Origin of the sequence: Streptomyces sp. NPDC058335 (assembly GCF_042723915.1) — a bacterium.
Lineage (GTDB): Bacteria > Actinomycetota > Actinomycetes > Streptomycetales > Streptomycetaceae > Streptomyces.
Genome location: NZ_JBHXHX010000006.1, coordinates 416,427 through 432,055, shown reverse-complemented (window position 1 = coordinate 432,055; position 15,629 = coordinate 416,427). Strand labels below are relative to the sequence as shown.

The 15,629-nt window shown below is 70.0% G+C and carries 18 protein-coding genes and 1 pseudogene; 14 read left to right on the top strand and 5 right to left on the bottom strand.

What is annotated here, in order from left to right; genetic code table 11:
• Positions 1 to 147 precede the first annotated feature (147 nt).
• The 6 genes from ACFWJX_RS14595 to ACFWJX_RS14570 all read left to right on the top strand — a co-directional run bounded on the left by ACFWJX_RS14595 (position 148) and on the right by ACFWJX_RS14570 (position 6,186).
• Entirely contained in the window at positions 148 to 1,452 is a 1,305-nt protein-coding gene (locus ACFWJX_RS14595; RefSeq protein WP_383241762.1) for a hypothetical protein, read from the top strand.
• A gap of 66 nt (positions 1,453 to 1,518) precedes the next feature.
• On the top strand, positions 1,519 to 2,109 hold the full coding sequence (locus tag ACFWJX_RS14590) for a TlpA family protein disulfide reductase (protein WP_383241760.1): 591 nt from the start codon (positions 1,519 to 1,521) through the stop codon (positions 2,107 to 2,109).
• A gap of 1 nt (position 2,110) precedes the next feature.
• Positions 2,111 to 2,884: a cytochrome c biogenesis CcdA family protein gene (locus ACFWJX_RS14585; RefSeq protein WP_383241757.1), complete on the top strand. Its 774-nt coding sequence runs from the start codon at positions 2,111 to 2,113 to the stop codon at positions 2,882 to 2,884.
• A 3-nt stretch (positions 2,885 to 2,887) separates the two neighbouring features.
• Positions 2,888 to 4,612, top strand: coding sequence for a cytochrome c biogenesis protein ResB (locus ACFWJX_RS14580; RefSeq protein WP_383241754.1), 1,725 nt, complete (start codon positions 2,888 to 2,890; stop codon positions 4,610 to 4,612).
• A 32-nt stretch (positions 4,613 to 4,644) separates the two neighbouring features.
• Complete coding sequence (gene ccsB, locus ACFWJX_RS14575) at positions 4,645 to 5,727, top strand: c-type cytochrome biogenesis protein CcsB (protein WP_383241917.1); 1,083 nt, start codon at positions 4,645 to 4,647, stop codon at positions 5,725 to 5,727.
• 54 nt (positions 5,728 to 5,781) lie between these two features.
• Entirely contained in the window at positions 5,782 to 6,186 is a 405-nt protein-coding gene (locus tag ACFWJX_RS14570; protein ID WP_383241751.1) for a hypothetical protein, read from the top strand.
• Between the two features lie 123 nt (positions 6,187 to 6,309).
• Here ACFWJX_RS14570 and ACFWJX_RS14565 read toward each other — a convergent pair.
• From ACFWJX_RS14565 to ACFWJX_RS14555, 3 genes and pseudogenes are all read right to left on the bottom strand, one after another.
• Positions 6,310 to 6,640, bottom strand: a pseudogene (locus ACFWJX_RS14565) (2-oxoglutarate and iron-dependent oxygenase domain-containing protein); the annotation flags it as partial.
• Positions 6,633 to 7,091 carry a nucleoside deaminase gene (locus tag ACFWJX_RS14560; RefSeq protein ID WP_383241748.1) on the bottom strand — a complete coding sequence of 153 codons (459 nt, stop codon included), beginning with the start codon at positions 7,089 to 7,091 and terminating at the stop codon, positions 6,633 to 6,635. The pseudogene ACFWJX_RS14565 and the gene ACFWJX_RS14560, both read right to left, overlap by 8 nt.
• Positions 7,092 to 7,187: 96 nt before the next feature.
• A complete protein-coding gene (locus tag ACFWJX_RS14555) occupies positions 7,188 to 8,159 on the bottom strand; it encodes a transglutaminase-like domain-containing protein (RefSeq protein ID WP_383241745.1) in 972 nt (323 codons plus the stop codon).
• A gap of 130 nt (positions 8,160 to 8,289) precedes the next feature.
• On the opposite strand from ACFWJX_RS14555, the gene ACFWJX_RS14550 reads away from it, so the two are divergent.
• Positions 8,290 to 9,078, top strand: coding sequence for a CDP-alcohol phosphatidyltransferase family protein (locus ACFWJX_RS14550; protein ID WP_383241742.1), 789 nt, complete (start codon positions 8,290 to 8,292; stop codon positions 9,076 to 9,078).
• On the opposite strand, the gene ACFWJX_RS14545 is transcribed toward ACFWJX_RS14550, so the two are convergent.
• The gene (locus ACFWJX_RS14545; RefSeq protein ID WP_383241739.1) at positions 9,064 to 9,813 is read right to left on the bottom strand and encodes a MerR family transcriptional regulator; all 750 of its coding nucleotides are present in this window, start codon (positions 9,811 to 9,813) and stop codon (positions 9,064 to 9,066) included. The genes ACFWJX_RS14550 and ACFWJX_RS14545 overlap by 15 nt on opposite strands.
• Positions 9,814 to 9,947: 134 nt before the next feature.
• Here ACFWJX_RS14545 and ACFWJX_RS14540 point away from each other — a divergent pair, with 134 nt between their 5' ends.
• Both ACFWJX_RS14540 and ACFWJX_RS14535 read left to right on the top strand, forming a co-directional pair.
• The gene (locus tag ACFWJX_RS14540; RefSeq protein ID WP_383241736.1) at positions 9,948 to 10,070 is read left to right on the top strand and encodes a hypothetical protein; all 123 of its coding nucleotides are present in this window, start codon (positions 9,948 to 9,950) and stop codon (positions 10,068 to 10,070) included.
• A 14-nt stretch (positions 10,071 to 10,084) separates the two neighbouring features.
• Entirely contained in the window at positions 10,085 to 10,306 is a 222-nt protein-coding gene (locus ACFWJX_RS14535) for a hypothetical protein (RefSeq protein ID WP_383241734.1), read from the top strand.
• A gap of 24 nt (positions 10,307 to 10,330) precedes the next feature.
• Here ACFWJX_RS14535 and ACFWJX_RS14530 read toward each other — a convergent pair whose 3' ends face one another.
• Positions 10,331 to 10,669, bottom strand: coding sequence for a PLD nuclease N-terminal domain-containing protein (locus ACFWJX_RS14530; RefSeq protein WP_383241731.1), 339 nt, complete (start codon positions 10,667 to 10,669; stop codon positions 10,331 to 10,333).
• 88 nt (positions 10,670 to 10,757) lie between these two features.
• Between ACFWJX_RS14530 and ACFWJX_RS14525 the strand changes: the two genes are divergently transcribed.
• The 5 genes from ACFWJX_RS14525 to mqnE all read left to right on the top strand — a co-directional run bounded on the left by ACFWJX_RS14525 (position 10,758) and on the right by mqnE (position 15,600).
• Positions 10,758 to 12,209 carry a menaquinone biosynthesis decarboxylase gene (locus ACFWJX_RS14525; protein WP_383241728.1) on the top strand — a complete coding sequence of 484 codons (1,452 nt, stop codon included), beginning with the start codon at positions 10,758 to 10,760 and terminating at the stop codon, positions 12,207 to 12,209.
• A complete protein-coding gene (gene mqnP, locus ACFWJX_RS14520) occupies positions 12,206 to 13,111 on the top strand; it encodes a menaquinone biosynthesis prenyltransferase MqnP (RefSeq protein WP_383241725.1) in 906 nt (301 codons plus the stop codon). Before ACFWJX_RS14525 ends, mqnP begins: the two co-directional genes overlap by 4 nt.
• A 66-nt stretch (positions 13,112 to 13,177) precedes the next feature.
• Positions 13,178 to 13,834, top strand: coding sequence for a UbiX family flavin prenyltransferase (locus ACFWJX_RS14515; RefSeq protein WP_383241915.1), 657 nt, complete (start codon positions 13,178 to 13,180; stop codon positions 13,832 to 13,834).
• 89 nt (positions 13,835 to 13,923) lie between these two features.
• Complete coding sequence (locus tag ACFWJX_RS14510; RefSeq protein ID WP_086771194.1) at positions 13,924 to 14,379, top strand: Lrp/AsnC family transcriptional regulator; 456 nt, start codon at positions 13,924 to 13,926, stop codon at positions 14,377 to 14,379.
• A 57-nt stretch (positions 14,380 to 14,436) separates the two neighbouring features.
• Positions 14,437 to 15,600 carry an aminofutalosine synthase MqnE gene (mqnE, locus tag ACFWJX_RS14505; RefSeq protein ID WP_086771193.1) on the top strand — a complete coding sequence of 388 codons (1,164 nt, stop codon included), beginning with the start codon at positions 14,437 to 14,439 and terminating at the stop codon, positions 15,598 to 15,600.
• Positions 15,601 to 15,629: the final 29 nt, after the last annotated feature.

Here is a 15,629-nt window from a genome sequence, read left to right as displayed (position 1 = left end):
GGAGTCGGCCTCGCCCCGTTTCCGTAACCGCTTGCTATCGCCCCCTCCCGCCTCCTGTTACGTAATACGTACAAATGATCGGAACCTCCCCGTTCGACGCGTCCTCTGACTGGGTGACCAACAGAGCACGCGACGAACGGGGATGCCATGCGCACTCTCACCCGCAGGGGAGCACTCGGACTGGGCGCGGGAGCCGCGGCAGCCGCCGGCCTCGCGGGCTGCGGCACCTTCACGGGGTCCGACGACCCGAGGCCCGGCCGCGGTTCCGGCGGGGCGGGCAAGGGCGGTTCGGCCTCCCCGAAGCCGACGGCCACCGTCCGGCCCATCGGTGACGGCTCCACCTCCTTCACCGGGAAGCAGCCGCACCAGCCGGAGAAGCCCGTGCCGCTGGAGCCGGGGCAGGAGCCGCCGCAGTTCGTCGTCTTCTCGTGGGACGGTGCGGGCGAGGTAGGAAACGGACTCTTCCCGCGTTTCCTGGACCTCGCCAAGGAGCACGGCGCGGCCATGACCTTCTTCCTCTCCGGGCTCTACCTCCTGCCCGAGTCGAAGAAGCGGCTCTACGACCCGCCCAACAACCCCCGCGGCGCTTCAGACATCGGTTACCTCACCGACGACCACGTCAAGGCGACGCTGACCAACGTCCGCCGCGCCTGGCTCGAGGGCCACGAGATCGGCACCCACTTCAACGGGCACTTCTGCGCCGGTTCCGGGTCCGTCGGCAACTGGACCGGGAGCCAGTGGCGCACCGAGATCGACCAGGCCAAGTCGTTCGTGAAGGAGTGGCGCACCAACACCGGGTGGACCGACCTGCCCGCGCTGCCCTTCGACTACGACAAGGAACTCGTCGGCGGCCGTACGCCCTGCCTCCTCGGCCAGGACGAGCTGCTGCCCACCGCCCGCTCGCTCGGCTGGCGCTACGACGCCTCCTCGCCCGGCGGCCGCCAGGTCTGGCCCGACAAGAAGCAAGGCATGTGGGACCTGCCGTTGCAGCAGATACCGTTTCCCGGACGCGGTTTCGAGGTCCTGTCGATGGACTACAACATGCTCGCCAACCAGTCGATCAACTCGACGAAGGCGCCCAGCCACAACTACCCGGGCTGGCGGCAGCAGTCGGCCCAGGCGTACATACAGGGATTCCGGCGGGCATTCGAGACGAACCGTGCGCCCTTCTTCGTGGGCAACCACTTCGAGCAGTGGAACGGCGGCATCTACATGGACGCCGTGGAGGAGGCGTTCAAGCACATCGCGCGCGAGAAGGAGAAGGGCGCGGACGTGCGCATGGTCTCCTTCCGGCAGTTCGTCGACTGGATCGACGTACAGAAGCCGGAGGTCCTCGCCAAGCTGCGCACGCTCGACGTGGGGCAGGAACCGGCCGGTGGCTGGAAGGAGTTCCTCGCGGCGGCCCCGAAGACCGCCGCCGGTACCGCGACGGGCTCCGGAAACACTGCCTGAAATGCGGGTTTCTCCCCGCAAGGGGGGTGCGCAAGATCCCCAGAACGGGCATGCGAAACTTTTCACATGAGTGCCGCCAGCCGCACCCCCCTGTCTGTCGCCGTCGCCGTCGCCGCGGCGACGCTGTTGTCCGCGTGCACCTCCGGAGGCACCTCCGGCGGGGGCGGTGACACCAACTTCGTCATGGGCGAGAACGGCATTTCGACCGTCGAGAAGGGCGAGCGCACCGCCGCTCCCGACCTCTCCGGCAAGACCATCGACGGCAAGCAGCTCGACGTCGCCTCCTACAAGGGCAAGATCGTCGTCCTGAACGTGTGGGGCTCCTGGTGCGCACCCTGCCGTGCCGAGGCGCCCAACTTTCAGAAGGTCTCCAGTGACCTGAAGGCGAAGGGCGTGCAGTTCGTCGGCATCAACACCCGCGACACCAGTACCTCCAACGCCCGCGCCTTCGAGAAGGAGCAGGGCGTCACCTACCCCAGCCTGTACGACCCGACCGGCCGGCTGATGCTCCGCTTCGAGAAGGGCACGCTCAACCCGCAGGCGATCCCCTCCACGCTCGTCCTCGACCGGGACGGCAAGATCGCGGCCCGCTCGCTGGCCGCGCTCAGCGAGGAGAAGCTGCGCGCGATGATCGACCCGGTCCTCGCGGAGAAGTGACGTGAGCACCGTCACCGTGCTGGCCGCAGCGACCGACCCGAACCAGACGGTGATGAGCGGCGCCCTGCTGCTCGCCGTCCCGATCGCGTTGCTCGGCGGCCTCGTCTCCTTCTTCTCCCCGTGCGTCCTGCCGCTCGTCCCCGGCTACCTGTCGTACGTCACCGGTGTCACCGGCAGTGACCTGGCCGAGGCCCGGCGCGGCCGGATGGTCGCGGGTGCCTCCCTGTTCGTGCTCGGGTTCACCGCCGTGTTCGTCTCCAGCGGGGCCCTGTTCGGCTACTTCGGGGACAACCTCCAGGATCACAAGGCCGTCCTGTCCAGGGTGCTGGGCGTGCTCATGGTCCTCATGGGTGTGTTCTACATGGGCCTGATGCCCTGGTTCACCCAGCGGGAGTTCCGTCTCCACAAGCGGCCCGTTACCGGGCTGGTGGGCGCACCGCTGCTCGGCGCGCTGTTCGGGATCGGCTGGACGCCCTGTCTCGGCCCGACCCTGACCTCCGTGATCGCGCTCTCGTACAACGAGGCCAGCGCGGGGCGCGGCGCCCTGCTCACCGTTGCCTACTGCCTCGGTCTCGGTGTGCCCTTCGTGCTCGCCGCGGTCGCCTTCCGCAAGGCGCTCGGCGCCTTCGCCTGGGTCAAGCGGCACTATGTCTGGGTGATGCGGATCGGCGGCTCGATGATGATCGTGACCGGTGTGCTTCTGCTGACCGGCGTCTGGGACCACCTGGTGCAGGATCTTCAGTCCTGGTCCAACAGCTTCACTGTGGGGATCTGATCGATGAGCAAGACCACCGCCGGCGAACCCACGGACGCCGCCGCCCCGGAGGACCTGGACGTCGGCGTGGCCGGCTCACAGTTGTCCACCGCGCCCACGGAGTCGCTCGGCGGCGTCCCCGCCATGGGCGTCATCGGCTGGGCCCGCTGGTTCTGGCGGCAGCTGACCTCGATGCGGGTCGCCCTGCTCCTGCTCCTGCTGCTGGCGCTCGGCGCGATCCCCGGTTCGCTGATCCCGCAGACCGGCACCGACGCCACGAAGGTCGCCGAGTTCGAGAAGGCCCACTCCACCCTCGCGCCGGTCTACGAAAAACTCGGCCTCTTCCACGTCTACAGCTCGGTGTGGTTCTCCGCCATCTACATCCTGCTGTTCGTCTCCCTCATCGGCTGCATCGTGCCCCGCACCTGGCAGTTCGTGGGCCAGCTGCGCGGTCGTCCGCCGGGCGCGCCCAAGCGGCTGACCCGGCTGCCCGCGTACACGACCTGGCGCACGGGGGCAGAGCCGGAGCAGGTGCGCGAGGCGGCGCTCGCCCTGCTGAAGAAACGCCGTTTCCGCGCACACCTGGCCGGTGACGCGGTCGCCGCCGAGAAGGGCTATCTGCGCGAGGTCGGCAACCTGGCCTTCCACATCGCGCTCATCGTGATGCTGACGGCCTTCGCCTGGGGCCAGCTGTTCAAGATGGAGGGCAACAAGCTGGTGCTGGAGGGCGACGGTTTCTCCAACACCCTCACCCAGTACGACGACTTCAAGTCCGGCACCCTCTTCGACGCCGACGATCTCGCGCCGTTCAGCTTCAACCTGAAGGACTTCACCGGCACCTACGAGGTCTCCGGCCCCAACAAGGGCACTCCGCGCACCTACCAGGCCGCCATCACCTACTCCGAGGGCGCCTACGGCAAGGAGAGGAAGACCACCGTCAAGGTCAACCACCCGCTGGAGATCGGCGACTCGAAGGTCTACCTCACCGCCCACGGTTACGCACCCGTCGTCACCGTCAAGGACGGCAGGGGCAACGTCGTCTTCCACGACGCCGTACCGCTGCTGCCGCTCGACTCCAACGTCACCTCCTCCGGTGTGATCAAGGTGTACGACGGCTACCGCGACGCCAAGGGCGCCAAGGAGCAGCTCGCTTTCCAGGCCTTCTTCCTGCCCAGCTATGCCGAGGGCAACGAGGTCGCCTCGTCCTTCCCGGCGCTGCTGAACCCGGTGCTGAACCTGGAGCCCTACCACGGCGACCTCGGCGTCGACTCGGGCATCCCGCAGAGCGTCTACCAGCTCGACAAGCGGAACATGAAGGCGTTCAAGGACTCCAAGGACCTCCAGCTGCGGGAGAACCTCAAGCCCGGCGAGACCATGACCCTCCCGAACGGCGCCGGCACGGTGACCTACGAGGGCACCAAGGAGTGGGCGAACTTCCAGGTCACCCAGCAGCCGGGCAGCGGCTGGGCGCTGGGCGGCGCGATCGCCGCGATCTTCGGCCTGGCCGCGTCCCTGTTCATCCAGCGCCGCCGCGTGTGGGTGCGCGCGGTGCGGGGCGCCGACGGCGTGACGGTCGTCGAGATGGCCGGGCTCGGCCGCAGCGAGTCCGCGAAGGTGCCCGAGGAACTCGGCGAGCTGGCCGGGATCCTGTACGACCGGGGTCCCGGAGCCCCCGGAGCCCTCGAAGACGCCGACACCCCCGAATCCCCCGATCCCCGAGCCGTACCTGCCGAAGGGTCTGAGAAGTGACTCTCGCCGCCGCAACCGACCTCGCCGGCGCGGTGAATCTCGCCGCCGCGACCAACGAGAACCTCGCGAACATCAGCAACACGCTGATCTACTCCGCGATGGCCGTCTACACCCTGGCCTTCTTCGCCTACATCGCCGAATGGACCTTCGGCGGCCGCAGCAAGGTCGGGCGCACCGCCGCCGCGCTCACCGCCCAGGCCGCGGCCAAGAAGGCGGCCCCGGCCGTCACCGTGCAGAAGGCCGGCGGCACCGCCGTCCTGGAGCGGCCGAAGGTCGTGGTGCGGTCCGCCGCCGGTGCCCGCGACGTGCCCGACGGTCCGGGCGCGCACGGCGGGGACGAACAGGGCGACCTCTACGGCCGTATCGCCATCTCCCTCACGGTGCTCGCCTTCGCGATCGAGTTCGGCGGGGTGCTCACCCGCGCGCTCTCGGTGCAGCGGGCGCCCTGGGGCAACATGTACGAGTTCAACATCACCTTCTCCACGGTGGCCGTCGGCGTGTACCTCACGCTGCTGGCCCTGAGGAAGAACGTGCGCTGGCTCGGACTGTTCCTCATCACCTCGGTCCTGCTCGACCTCGGCCTCGCCGTCACCGTGCTGTACACGGCGAGCGACCAGTTGGTCCCGGCCCTGCACTCTTACTGGCTGTACATCCACGTCTCCACCGCGATCTTCTGCGGCGCGGTGTTCTACGTCGGTGCGGTCTCCACGATCCTGTACCTCTTCAAGGACTCCTACGAGAACAAGCTGGTGAGCGGCGGCAGGCCCGGGAAGTTCGCCAACTCGGTCCTCGACCGGCTGCCCGCCGCGTCGACCCTCGACAAGTTCGCCTACCGCGTCAACGCGGCCGTCTTCCCGCTGTGGACGTTCACGATCATCGCGGGCGCGATCTGGGCGGGCGACGCCTGGGGCCGCTACTGGGGCTGGGACCCCAAGGAGACCTGGTCCTTCATCACCTGGGTCGCCTACGCCTGCTACCTGCACGCCCGCGCCACCGCCGGCTGGAAGGGCCGCAAGGCCGCCTACCTGGCCCTGGCCGCCTTCGGCTGCTGGCTGTTCAACTACTACGGCGTCAACATCTTCGTCACCGGCAAGCACTCGTACGCCGGCGTGTAGGGCGTAACCCCCGGTAACAGCGCGAAAGCGGTTCCCGGGGGTCACGCTGGTGTCATGAGCGGTTCCATCGAACAGGGCTCCAGCCAGACCCACGGGAACACGCACATCCTGCACTTCCTGGTGCGGCTCCCGCGACCCCTGGACGCGGTCTGGCCGGTCCTCTCCACCGCGGAGGGGCTCTCGGGCTGGTACGGCCCGGTCGACGTCCTCGAACCCCGGCTGGGCGGCGTGATCGGCCTGCCCGGTCTGGGGGCCGGCCAGGTCACCGCCTGGGACGTGGAGCGGGTCGCCGAGTACGCGGTGGAGGGCGGCGGCCGGATGCGCTTCCATCTGGAGCACGACCGCGAGGGCGGCACCTCCCTCCGCTTCACCCACGAGTTCCAGGGCGAGGGCGAGACGGAGGCCCGCTGGCGGGCTAGATTCGAACGCCTGATCCAGCGACTGGAGCGGGAGCGGTAAGGCCGTGGCAGGCACTCCTTCGTCGGCGGCTTCCCCCCCCGGCCACGCGATCCGCACGAAGCGGGAGCCGCCCTCGGGTGTCGGCTCCACGATCGGTACGGCCTTGTCGTACGGGTTGCCGTGCACGTCAGGCGGATCCAGCCGTCCCGAGGTCTCCGTCCCCTCCGAGTACCCGTTGGCCTCCGCCCCCGGCCCCGGCCGGCCGCGCCCGCCGACCTTCGCGGCACAGGCCTGCTTGACGTCGGTGGGGAGGACGAAGAACGCCCGCGCCGCCTCCCGGATGCGGTCGCGCGGGCCGGAGTCCATGCCGTGCCCGGGGACCAGCAGGAACCCGTCCGTCCGCAGGGCGTCGTCGACGGTCCGGGCGGTGGCGGCGCGGGCATCGGGTTCGCCGGAGAGCCACCGGCGCGAGGTCGATGGTCGGGATACGGCGTGCCGGGGTGGCGTCACTCACCGATGTCCTCGTTCCACAGAGCCGGGTTCTTCCCGATGAAGTCGCGCATCATCGCGACGCACTCGGGGTCGTCCAGGAGCACGATCTCCACACCGTGTTCGGCGAGCCAGTCGTGGCCGCCGTGAAAGGTGACCGCCTCGCCGATCACGACCCGGGAGATGCCGAACTGGCGGACCAGCCCGGAGCAGTACCAGCACGGCGAGAGCGTCGTCACCATCGTCGTCCCGCGGTACGTCCCCTGCCGCCCCGCCGCGCGGAACGCCGCCGTCTCCGCGTGCATCGAGGGGTCGCCGTCCTGCACACGCCGATTGTGCCCGCGGCCGAGGAGCGTCCCGTCGGGGCCGTAGAGCGCGGCGCCGATCGGAACACCCCCCTCGCCGAGCCCGGCACGGGCCTCCCCGACAGCGGTGCCGAGCCAGTTGCGCGCCGTCGCCCGATCCATCTCGTCCATGCCCTCACTCTGGCCGGAAACCGTGAGAAACATGCGGAAACGGCGTTCCCGACGGCCCCGGGCAGCCCTCGGCCGGCGCGGCGCAGGCCGACCGGTTCAGCGCAGCGTGACGCGGCTCGGGCCGTTGTACGGGGCCAGGCACAGCACCGTCTCCGGCGTGCGCAGTTCGTCCTCCGCCGCGAACAGCCGCCGTGCCGTGTCGAGGTCCACGTCGTCGGCGGTCACCCGGGTGGCCAGGTCGTAGACCCTGCGGGCGGTGTCCGTCATCGGGGGCGGGTCGCCGTCCGTCGCGTCCTCCGTCCAGGCGTTCGCCTCCTCGCCCCAGAGGTCCCACAGCAGGGTCTCCACCTTGTTGAGGGCGGCGAGGTCGAGCCGGATGTTGCCCGCCACGAACCGCTCTCCCCACAGCGGCCCGTCCTCCGGCGGATGCAGCCCGAACGTCCGGGGGTCGGCTCCCTCCTCGCGGATGGCCCGCCAGGCGCGTCCCGCGACCAGGAATCGGTCGCGCGGTACGTCCATCGGGTCGAAGTCCGCCTTCCAGTGGTCGGCGACGTACGGATCGGCGAGCTGGGCGTCGGCCAGCAGCCAGCCGCGTCGCTCGTCCCAGTACTCGGTGACGACGTGGTCGCCATGGAAGCTCCCGGAGCCCTCCGAGCCCCCGGAGCCGTCGAAGTAGTCGGCGAAGCCGGACCGGATGCGGGCCGGGGTGCCCGTGTGGCGCAGGAACGAGCAGAGCAGCAGCGAGAAGTCGCGGCAGACACCGACGAACCGGTCGCCGACCTCGCGTCGCCGCGTCAGCGGGGCGTCGTCGCGGGCGACGAGGATCCGCAGGATGCCGTCGACGTAGCGGGTCTCGGCGTCGTTGTGGAGGCGGTCGGTGGCGTGGGTGAGCCCGAAGATTCCGCCCTCCAGCCGGTGGACGAGTAAGTCCCGAGCGATGCGGGCGAGTTGGGCGGGCTCGCTCGGCAGTCCGGTGTAGTGGTGGGCGAGGTCGCCGGGCTCGGAGAACGTGCTGTGCGCCGTGTGGAAGGCGAGGGACACGAGGGCTCCCAGAAGGTCATCGACCACATGTTCGATTCTGGGCCGGTGTCCCCAACCGTGTCAAAATCCCCCGGAAAATGTCCAGCGGCGGGTCAAGTAACCTGTGCCGATCACCGCCGCAGGCGCGGCAGTTGAGCCCCCGGCGGAAGGAAAGATCATGGTTGCTGCTCCCGTTCTGGAGGAGCTGCGGGAGGTCTGCCAGCCGCAGGCCAAGCTGGCGAGCCGCAACGGCGAGCACTGGGCCGGCCGCCTCTACATGCGCCGCCTCTCGCTGCGCTTCACCCGCCAGCTGGTGCGCACCCCGGTCACCCCCGACCAGCTCACCTGGACGATGGTGGTGTGCGGGGTGCTGTCCGGCGCCGCGCTGCTGATCCCGGGGCTGACCGGCGCAGTCCTGGCCGCCCTCCTCATGCAGCTGTTCCTCCTCTTCGACTGCGTCGACGGCGAAGTCGCCCGCTGGAAGGGTCAGAACAGCGCGACCGGCATCTACGTCGACCGGCTCGGCGCCTACCTGGCCGACGCGGCGCTGATGATCGGCTTCGGCTTCCGGGCCGCCGAATCCGGGATCGTCGGCGGCTGGGCGGGGTTCAACGGCTGGGTCTCGCTCGGCCTCGCGACCGCGCTCGGCGTCGTCCTGCTGAAGGCCTCCACCGACCTGGTGGACGTCGCCCGCGCGCGTCGGGGGCTGGCCGTCGCCGACGACGAGGCGACCCGGCCGCGGTCCCAGGGGGTCGCCTCGGTACGCCGGCTCGCGGCCGCCTTCAAGATCCACCGGGTCACCAACGGCATCGAGGCCTCGCTGGTCCTGCTGGTCGTGGCGGTGGCCGACGCGATGAGCGGCGGGGTGGAGCCGACGCGCTGGGCGCTGGGCGCGATCGCCGTCATCACGTGGGTGATGGTCCCGGCACACCTGCTGTCGATCCTGGCGTCCTCACGCCTTCGCTGAGCCGAGCCCCTCGGTGAGGTACGCCGACAACGCCCCCGCAGCCGCCAGCATGGCCTGGCTGCGGGTCGTCAGGGACTCGGCCCGAGCCGTCAGTGCCTTGCGCAGGGACTTGGTGCCGCCCTCCCGGCGCAGGTCCTCCAGCACGGGGCGGATCTGGTCCAGGAGGTAGTGGCTGCGGCGCAGGCTGTGGATCACCCGCGCGTCCCGCAGCTCGGCGGGGCCGTAGACCCGGTAGCCGGTGGGATGTTCGCGCGGTGGGGCGAGGAGGGCGGCCGCCTCCCACACCCGTAGCGCCGACGGGCGTACGCCGAGCAGCGCGGCGACCTCTCCGATGCGCAGGCCGGACCGCTCGCGGGCGTCCGGGGTGTCCTCGGCGAGGGTCTCCAGGGCCTCACCGGTGGCCCGCAGCGCCGCCCGTTCCTCGTGCAGCGCGGCGTGCGCGGCGTCGACGAGGGCGAGCGCGCCCGGTATGTCACCGGCGTGCACGGTCCGCATGATCCGCGTCGCCTGCACCGGGCCGTACCCGGCGAGCAGGGCCCGGTACGTCAGCAGGGCCCGCCGGTGCACGTCCCCGAAGGTGCGGTAGCCGGACTCGGTGCGTCCGGCCGGGGGCAGTACGCCCGCCTCTTCGTAGTTGCGGATCTGCTGGGTCGACAGCCCGGCGAGGCGGGCCAGGTCGACGGTGCGCAGGCGGCCGCCGCGCCCGTCGGTGTCATCGTTCCGGGGTGTCTTCATCGTGATCGGCACCACGGTAGCGGGCGCTCGTCAGGCGCTCGTACGGGCGGTGTTTCCGCGGGCGCGCTCCGGGTGGCGGGACGATCGCGTACGGTCCCGAGGGCGTTTGCTCAGGCGTTTCGGGAGGGGGACCGGTGGACACGGAAGAGGACCGGCGGCTGGGGCCCATCACCCCTGACAACGCCCAGATCACCGTGGACCTGCTGCGCCGGGTCGTGGGCTCCGTCCTGAGGACCGGATCCCGCAGGAGGCACTGAACACGGCCGACGACGTGCTCGCCGGGTACGGCACCGACGGCCTGCGGCTCCTCGTGGTGGGCCTCACCGGCTGGGCGGCGATCGGCATCGAGCGCGAGGCGCACGACTCCGGCCGGTCGCTGGAGGCCGTCATGGACGAGACGGACCTGGTCCGGCTGGAGGCCGTGGCGTCGGAGCTGGGAGAACTGCGGAGGCCGGGGGAGCCGGGGGCCCCGGACGGGCAGGACGGTGCCTGAGGGCGCGGGCGCCCCCGACCCTCGTCAGCTCTCGTCCCCCTTGCCCTTCCCGTCGTTGCCCTTCCCGTCGTTCTTCTCGTCGTCGTCGAGCGACTTCAGGAAGTCGGGGTTGTCGTCCGGGGCGATCCACTGCCGCTGCTGCGCGCGGCCCTCGCGGACGCCCGACCAGCCTTCGGCGGCGGGGCTGCGCTTCTTGCCCGCGACGAGCCAGGAGATCGAACCGACGAGCGGGAACAGCAGGACGAGGATCGCCCACAGCGGCTTGGGCATGTGGCGGATCTCGTCGTCCTTCGTGCTGATGCAGTCGATGAACGCGTAGACGCTCAGCGCCAGCGGTACCAGGAACATCAGTACCCGCAGCATGGGGTCTCTCCAGCGCAGAAGGCGGCGGGGCCACGAGGACGGGCCCCAGGTACGGGGTCAGGGTAGCCCCTCGGGGATACTTGGCCGCATGGCTTACGACGATCTTCGCTCCCTGCTCAGGTCACTGGAGCGCGAGGGCGACCTCAAGCGCATCAAGGCCGAGGTCGACCCGTATCTGGAGGTCGGGGAGATCGTCGACCGGGTCCAGAAGTCCGGCGGCCCCGCGCTCCTCTTCGAGAACGTGAAGGGCTCGGCGATGCCCCTCGCGATGAACGTGTTCGGCACCGACCGCCGCCTGCTGAAGGCGCTCGGGCTGAAGTCGTACGCGGAGATCTCGGAGCGGATCGGCGGGCTGCTGAAGCCGGAGCTGCCGCACGGTTTCGTGGGGGTCCGCGAGGCGTTCGGCAAGCTGGGCGCGATGGCGCACGTCCCGCCGAAGAAGGTGAAGGACGGTCCCGTGCAGGAGGTCGTCCTGCGCGGTGACGAGGTGGACCTGGACCGGCTGCCCGCGCTGTTCACCTGGCCACAGGACGGCGGGTCGTTCTTCAACCTCGGCCTGACCCACACCAGGGACCCGGAGAACGGGGTCCGCAACCTCGGTCTCTACCGCCTCCAGCGCCACGACAAGCGCACGATCGGCATGCACTGGCAGATCCACAAGGACAGCCGCAACCACTACCAGGTCGCGGCGCGCCGGGGCGAGCGGCTGCCGGTCGCGATCGCCTTCGGCTGCCCGCCGGCCGTCACGTACGCCTCCACCGCCCCGCTGCCCGGCGACATCGACGAGTACCTCTTCGCCGGTTTCCTCGCGGGCAAGCGCATCGAGATGGTCGACTGCAAGACGGTCCCGCTCCAGGTCCCGGCGCAGGCGGAGGTCGTGCTGGAGGGCTGGCTGGAGCCGGGCGAGATGCTCCCGGAGGGCCCGTTCGGCGACCACACCGGTTTCTACACGCCGCAGGAACCGTTTCCGGCGCTGACGATCGACTGCGTGACGATGCGGAAGCGTCCGCTGCTCCAGTCGATCGTGGTGGGCCGCCCGCCGACCGAGGACGGCCCGCTGGGGCGCGCGACGGAGCGGTTCTTCCTCCCGCTCCTCAAGATCATCGTCCCGGACATCGTGGACTACCACCTGCCCGAGGCCGGCGGCTTCCACAACTGCGCGATCGTCTCGATCGACAAGAAGTACCCCAAGCACGCGCAGAAGGTCATGCACGCGGTGTGGGGCGCCCACATGATGTCCCTGACCAAGCTGATCGTGGTCGTCGACGCCGACTGCGACGTCCACGACCTGCACGAGGTCGCCTGGCGGGCGCTGGGCAACACCGACTACGCCCGTGACCTGTCGATCGTCGAGGGCCCCGTCGACCACCTCGACCACGCCTCCTACCAGCAGTTCTGGGGTGGCAAGGCGGGCATCGACGCGACGAGGAAGTGGCCCGAGGAGGGCTACACCCGCGACGGCGGCTGGCCGGAGATGGTCCTGTCGGACCCGGAGACGGCGGCGACGGTCGACCGCCGGTGGAAGGAGTACGGACTGTGAGTTCGGCATCCGCAGCTCTCCCGCAGCAGCCGGGACGCACGAAGGCCTTCCTGCGCCTGGTGATGATCGAGCACTCGGTCTTCGCCCTGCCCTTCGCCTACATCGCCGCGCTGACCGCGATGTTCGAGCTGGACGAGAACATCCACTGGGGCCGGCTGCTGCTGGTCACCGTCTGCATGGTGGGACTGCGCACCTTCGCGATGGCGGTCAACCGGATCATCGACCGCGAGATCGACGCGCGGAACCCGCGCACCGCCCACCGTGAACTCGTCACCGGTGCCATGTCGGTGAAGCACGCCTGGACCGGCGCGCTCATCGCCCTGGTGGTCTTCCTCGGCTCGGCGGCCCTGCTCAACCCGCTCTGCCTCGCCCTGGCCCCGGTCGCCGTGATCCCGATGGTGGTCTACCCCTACGGAAAACGCTTCACGAACTTTCCGCAGGCCATCCTCGGAGTCGCCCAGGCGATGGGCCCGATCGGCGGCTGGCTGGCGATCACCGGTGAGTGGTCCTGGGACGCGGTCGTCCTGGGAGTGGCCGTCGGTGTCTGGATCGGCGGCTTCGACCTGATCTACGCCTGCCAGGACGTCGACACCGACCGCGAGATCGGCGTCATGTCGGTCCCGGCCCGCTTCGGCATCCCGGCCGCGATCTGGGGCGCCCGCGCCTGCCACGCCGTCACCACGGCCCTGTTCGTCTGGTACGCCCTCGCCACGGACGCGGGTGCCTTCTTCTGGCTGGGCCTGCTGATCGTCGCGGGCGCGTTCGGCTACGAGCACACCATCGTCCGGCCGCACGACCTGTCCCGCCTGAACAGGGCGTTCTTCTCCACGAACGGCTTCATCGGCATCAGCCTCTTCGTGTGCGCGCTCATCGACCTGCTGGTGCGCGGCCTCACGGTGTAGTCCGGTCCGGAGCACCTCCCCGTTCGCCGGTACGCTCAAGGTGTGAACGCAGGAGAAACGCAGCGCGTGCCTTGGATCGTGGGGGTGTCCGGGGCGTCCGGTACGCCCTATGCCGCCGCCGTGCTGCGCGCGCTGCTCGCCGGGGGCGAGAGCGTGGACCTGGTCGTCAGCCGGGCCTCGCGGCTCACGCTGCTCGACGAGACGGGGATCTCGTTCCGGGACGCGCACTGGCGGGACGACTTGCGGGACTGGCTCGCGCGGGGTGCCGACGGGAAGCCGGACACCTTCGACGTCGACGTGGACACGGACGCCGTGCGGTACTGGGCCGCCGGTGACCTGGCGGCGGGGCCGTCGTCGGGGTCGTACCCCGCGAAGGGGATGCTGATCGTGCCCGCTTCGACGGCCTGTGTCGCAGGAGTCGCGCTCGGGCTGTCCAAGGATCTCCTCCAGCGGGTGGCGAGCGTGACGCTCAAGGAGCGCCGCACGCTCGTCGTCGCCGTCCGGGAGACCCCGCTGGGCGGGCAGACCCTGCGGCACCTCGTCGCCCTGGACGACGCGGGCGCGAGCGTCGTACCCGCCTCCCCGGCCTTCTACGCGGGCGCCACCCACATCCAGGACCTGGTCGACTTCGTCGCCGGCCGGGTCCTCGACGCGGCGGGCGTGACGCACGGCCTCTACCGCCGCTGGACGGGCGAACTCGGCGGCGGCACACGCCCCGCCTGAGCGACGGCGGACGGCCGACGGCCGACGGCGGTAACAACCAGCACCAGTTTCAGTAACTCTCAGACCTCTTCGTCGGAAGGCTCGATCGCATGGACGCGGTGGACAGGCAGCTCATCCAGGCCCTGAGGGAGAACGGCCGGGCCTCGTACGCGGAGCTGGGGCGCCTCGTCGGCCTGTCGGGACCCAGCGTCACCGACCGCATCAACCGGCTGGAGGCGGCCGGCGTCATCACGGGCTACCGGGCCACGGTGAACGCCGCACAGCTCGGCCTGGGCGTCACCGCCCTCATCGGCATCTCCCTCTCCGACGCCGCCGATCACGAGGACGTGGCCGCGCGGATGAAGGACCTCAGCGAGATCGAGGACTGCTGGTTCATCGCCGGCGACGACTCGTTCATGCTCAAGGTCCGGGCGAACGACGTCGACGGACTGGAGAAGATCATCCGCCGGCTGTCCGGCACGAAGGGCGTGTCCCGCACCCGTACGACCATCGTGCTCTCCACGAAGTGGGAGAACCGGGTCGGGGAGCTTCCCGAAGAGGTCTGATCGGTGAGGCGTACGGTTGACGAAGTCTGTCCCAGGGCGAACGGAAGAGGTAGCGGCATGGACGTCGGGCTCAAGCGCGAGCTGGAGCAGAAGGTCAGGGCCGGTGAGCGGCTGACCCGTGAGGACGGCATCGCGCTGTACGAGTCGGACGACCTGGCCTGGCTGGGCGGACTCGCGCACGAGGTGCGGACGCGGAAGAACGGCGACGTCGTCCACTTCAACGTCAACCGCCACCTCAACATGACGAACGTGTGCACGGCCTCCTGCGCGTACTGCTCCTTCCAGCGCAAGCCGGGGGAGAAGGACGCGTACACGATGCGCATCGAGGAGGCCGTCAAGCTCGCCAAGGCGATGGAGTCGGAGAACCTCACCGAGCTGCACATCGTGAACGGCCTGCACCCGAACCTGCCGTGGCGCTACTACCCGCGCTCCCTGCGCGAGCTGAAGGCCGCCCTGCCGCACGTGTCTCTGAAAGCCTTTACGGCAACGGAGATCCACCACTTCGAGACGATCTCGGGTCTGTCGGCGTCGGAGATCCTCGACGAGCTGATCGACGCGGGCCTGGAGTCGCTCACCGGCGGCGGCGCGGAGATCTTCGACTGGGAGGTCCGCCAGCACATCGTGGACCACCGCACGCACTGGGAGGACTGGTCGCGGATCCACCGGCTGGCGCACGAGAAGGGTCTGAAGACCCCGAGCACCATGCTGTACGGCCACATCGAGGAGCCCCGCCACCGCGTGGACCACGTCCTGCGGCTGCGCGAACTCCAGGACGAGACCGGCGGCTTCCAGGTCTTCATCCCGCTCCGCTACCAGCACGACTTCGTGGACATGAAGGACGGCAAGGTCCGTAACCGCCTTCAGGCCCGTACCCAGATGGCGACCGGCGCGGAGGCCCTCAAGACCTTCGCGGTCTCCCGCCTCCTCTTCGACAACGTCCCGCACGTCAAGGTCTTCTGGGTCATGCACGGCGTCCAGACCGCCCAGCTCGCCCTCCAGCACGGCGCGGACGACATGGACGGCTCGGTCGTCGAGTACAAGATCACCCACGACGCCGACAACTACGGCACCCCCAACAAGCTGACCCGGGAAGACCTCCTCGACCTCATCCGAGACGCGGGCTTCCGCCCGGTGGAACGCAACACCCGCTACGAGATCATCCGCGAATACGACGCCCCGGACCCGGCCCGCCGGGAGTCCCCGCAGCCGATGAGGCTCTGACCCGGACGGCCCCCGTCCCACCTGAGGGA

What these genes read in the sequence shown, in the direction of transcription:
- ACFWJX_RS14550 (WP_383241742.1), top strand. Translation starts at nt 8,290, where the DNA reads ATGGTTGCTGCTCCCGTTCTGGAGGAGCTGCGGGAGGTCTGCCAGCCG.
- ACFWJX_RS14545 (WP_383241739.1), bottom strand. Translation starts at nt 9,813, where the DNA reads ATGAAGACACCCCGGAACGATGACACCGACGGGCGCGGCGGCCGCCTG.
- ACFWJX_RS14560 (WP_383241748.1), bottom strand. Translation starts at nt 7,091, where the DNA reads ATGGACGAGATGGATCGGGCGACGGCGCGCAACTGGCTCGGCACCGCT.
- ACFWJX_RS14595 (WP_383241762.1), top strand. Translation starts at nt 148, where the DNA reads ATGCGCACTCTCACCCGCAGGGGAGCACTCGGACTGGGCGCGGGAGCC.
- ACFWJX_RS14525 (WP_383241728.1), top strand. Translation starts at nt 10,758, where the DNA reads ATGGCTTACGACGATCTTCGCTCCCTGCTCAGGTCACTGGAGCGCGAG.
- ACFWJX_RS14570 (WP_383241751.1), top strand. Translation starts at nt 5,782, where the DNA reads ATGAGCGGTTCCATCGAACAGGGCTCCAGCCAGACCCACGGGAACACG.
- mqnE (WP_086771193.1), top strand. Translation starts at nt 14,437, where the DNA reads ATGGACGTCGGGCTCAAGCGCGAGCTGGAGCAGAAGGTCAGGGCCGGT.
- ACFWJX_RS14530 (WP_383241731.1), bottom strand. Translation starts at nt 10,669, where the DNA reads ATGCTGCGGGTACTGATGTTCCTGGTACCGCTGGCGCTGAGCGTCTAC.
- ACFWJX_RS14590 (WP_383241760.1), top strand. Translation starts at nt 1,519, where the DNA reads ATGAGTGCCGCCAGCCGCACCCCCCTGTCTGTCGCCGTCGCCGTCGCC.
- ACFWJX_RS14510 (WP_086771194.1), top strand. Translation starts at nt 13,924, where the DNA reads ATGGACGCGGTGGACAGGCAGCTCATCCAGGCCCTGAGGGAGAACGGC.
- ACFWJX_RS14580 (WP_383241754.1), top strand. Translation starts at nt 2,888, where the DNA reads ATGAGCAAGACCACCGCCGGCGAACCCACGGACGCCGCCGCCCCGGAG.